3 protein-coding genes are annotated in these 1705 nt (G+C 39.6%); all 3 read right to left on the bottom strand.

Translation table 11 applies throughout. The annotated features are described in order from the left end of the window. Nucleotides 1–202: 202 nt before the first annotated feature. On the bottom strand, nt 203–589 hold the full coding sequence (locus KYS23_RS20550) for a hypothetical protein (RefSeq protein ID WP_218420080.1): 387 nt from the start codon (nt 587–589) through the stop codon (nt 203–205). Nucleotides 590–726: 137 nt separating this feature from the next. After that, nucleotides 727–1170, bottom strand: coding sequence for a DUF2059 domain-containing protein (locus tag KYS23_RS20545; RefSeq protein ID WP_218420079.1), 444 nt, complete (start codon nt 1168–1170; stop codon nt 727–729). Nucleotides 1171–1286: 116 nt separating this feature from the next. Next, a complete protein-coding gene (locus tag KYS23_RS20540) occupies nt 1287–1613 on the bottom strand; it encodes a hypothetical protein (protein WP_218420078.1) in 327 nt (108 codons plus the stop codon). Between the last annotated feature and the right edge of the window lie 92 nt (nt 1614–1705).

Here is a 1705-nt window from a genome sequence, read left to right as displayed (position 1 = left end):
CTCGTACATAAGCACGCATTAAATCTTGAATGGTAAAAATAGTTGTTGACTATGGGGAGTCCACATAAGCGAAGCGAATGAAGTTCATGCGTTTGTTATACGCCTTTATCTCACGGAGCACTAGCACTTGGTTTGTTACTGGCTGATACGCTGACAATTTTCCACTGACCACTGCGTTTTGACCAAACTTGTGTGCCTCGTCCTATAGAGTTGACTTCGATCCCATTTTTAAAATCATAGACTGTACGTATTCATTAACCAAAATGGCTGTAAAGTTATCGATTATTGAAATATTGACGTTATTAAATTTCAGGTGCGTGACTTTTTCGATTGCATTGAACCCACTGATGATAAGTGGTGTTAATTCGTCTATTGAATTCCAGTTTGTTCCATCTGCATTTAAGCCAACAAATTTATCACTATCAAAGTGTTGAAAGTAAAGAGCTGAATCAAGTTTTTTTGAAGCATCGACTAGGCTTTTAAATGATTCTAAAACTTCGTCTTTAATTTGTTTGTTTTCGGATGTGGCCTTTACGGCACAAGAAAACGAAAGTGCAAAAACAATAATTATGAAAATATATTTAGACAAACAAGTTTTCCTATTTCTTTGGCGTATAACTTTTCAATAACGGGCGCAGGCACGTAGGGCATACTGGCGAAGCCGCCCTGCGTGTATGCGTCCCAGCGAACGAAGTGAGTGAGTTCATTGATTTGTTATGTTTCATTTCAATCAACCTGCTGAAACTCACTGATTAATGAATTAAATTTTGGGCTGATTTTTTCCATAAACTTTGCGTTCAAATTCCCTGATTGGCTTAGGAATTTTTTTCCGGTTGGCGAAGCATAGAAAGTCACAAGATCTCGTAATTCTGATTCAGTGAACGTTTCACTATAGCTATGCTTAAACGCTTCCAAAACTTCTTCAGTGCTCAAAAAAGCTATAATTTTGTCTACAATTACTGAATATTCCTGCTCTAATTCTGCTCTCTCTTCGTCTGGCATTTCTGTACTTGCTAATGCAAGAACCATTTGCTTTTTATAGTTGATTGCCTTTTGCGCAAGAAGTTGTTCCATTTGTAAAACTGTGAAAAGCTCAGTTGCAGCATCTTCTTCCGAAGCTGAAACTGATAGTGACAGAAGCGATACTAATAAAGCCGATAATATTTTCAAATTTCCTCCTTGAAACATAACCCTTAAATAAGGGGCGCAGGCACGTGGGGCACAATGGCGAAGCCGCCCTGCGTGTATGCGTCCCAACGAACGTAGTGAGTGAGTTAATTGAGTTGTTAGCTGCGTTCTTTGGTATACATAACATTTACATACAACCCAGCTAATAGTGGAGTTGCAACTGATACACAAAAAGCTACACCTGCGAATGACATTGACACTAACTTCATTGCTACTCCTGTACAAGACAAGATAATTAATGAGCCCGTTATAAAAGAGCTTGCTCCCATTATTCTTCCAACTAATACAGGATCTGAGAAACTTGAGTCATCCCAACTGGCAAGAAGACTTCTCTTTTGTTTCACACCGTTCAGAAACCCCAAAATCACACAAGGTAATCCACAGAGCATCGCAAAAGTAAGAGCTATCCAAAACGTATCGTCCATAAAATTATCTCCTAGCAGCTAACTTTAAGCTAAGGGGCGCAGATACGTGGGGCATAATGGCGAAGCCGCCCCGCGTATAGGCGTCCCAGCGA

This window comes from Alteromonas lipotrueae (assembly GCF_019249255.1).
In the GTDB taxonomy this organism is placed as follows: Bacteria; Pseudomonadota; Gammaproteobacteria; order Enterobacterales; family Alteromonadaceae; genus Alteromonas; species Alteromonas lipotrueae.
This window is presented reverse-complemented; position numbering and strand designations above follow the sequence as displayed.